General features: G+C 56.8%; 1 protein-coding gene. It reads right to left on the bottom strand.

Going from position 1 to position 950, the window contains the following annotated elements; genetic code table 11:
- A partial coding sequence (locus LQD11_RS15425; RefSeq protein ID WP_338081504.1) for a reverse transcriptase domain-containing protein occupies positions 1 to 609 on the bottom strand: 609 nt, incomplete at its 3' end.
- Between the last annotated feature and the right edge of the window lie 341 nt (positions 610 to 950).

The following is a 950-nucleotide window of genomic DNA, read 5'->3' as shown; positions in this document are numbered from 1 at the left end:
AAAGCGGATGATGTACGCCTGTCCGGCACAGCTCGGCTTGATCCGCTTCTCAAACCACACATCCAGCACATAGTGCAAATAGATGTTCGCCAGTATCGGCGAGATCACACCGCCCTGTGGGGTTCCCGTGTGCGGATGGAGTACAGATCCATCTCGCTCCAGGATTCCGGCCTTCAGCCAGCGGGCAATGAGACCAACGAATGGTTTATCGTCAATCCGCTCCGCCAGCATCCGTAGCAGCCAGTCATGGTCAATGTTGTCGAAGAAGCCTTTAATGTCGGCTTCGACAACATAACCGTGACGTCCAAACTGCAGCTCATAGGTGAGATCCTTGGCCGCCTGCTGTGCACCACGCTTCGGCCGGTAGCCATAGCTGGTGGAGAGAAAATCCATTTCGTAGATAGCCTCCAGCAACAGGCGTGCTGCCGCCTGAAGCAGTCGGTCTTCCACCACCGGAATTCCCAGCGGTCGTTCCTTGCCGTTCCCCTTCGGAATGTACCGGCGCCGGATCAATCGGCTTCGATACTCGTTACGTTTCAGGCGTTCTACCAGTTGTCTGATGTTTTCACTCAGGTTCTTGCCATATTCGGCCATGGTCACCTTGTCCACGCCCGGGGCTCCCCTTTGATTCAGGGTGCGCCATGCATGGTGCAGTAGTGATTCATTCAGAAGGCCATAAAGGTTCTGGAATCGGTGGGCTCTTGCAGTGCCCGCCTTGATGGATATTGCCCGCAGGAAGGTTGGCTCGTCGTTCTCCGGCCCAACAGTGTCCGGCGCGAGTGGCCTTTGCGGACTGTGTATGACTGTCACCCCCTTTCCCATGTGATCGGCTCTACCGTCCCGGAGTACTATGAGGTGATCCGACTCCCCGGTGGCCGTCAGGTCACGTTCCCATTCTCGGGGTCCGCTTTCCTTACCTGTACCGGGCCTTTCAGGCTCACCCTGACTCT

It is taken from the genome of Ectothiorhodospira shaposhnikovii (genome assembly GCF_022227765.1).
GTDB lineage: Bacteria > Pseudomonadota > Gammaproteobacteria > Ectothiorhodospirales > Ectothiorhodospiraceae > Ectothiorhodospira.
This window is presented reverse-complemented; position numbering and strand designations above follow the sequence as displayed.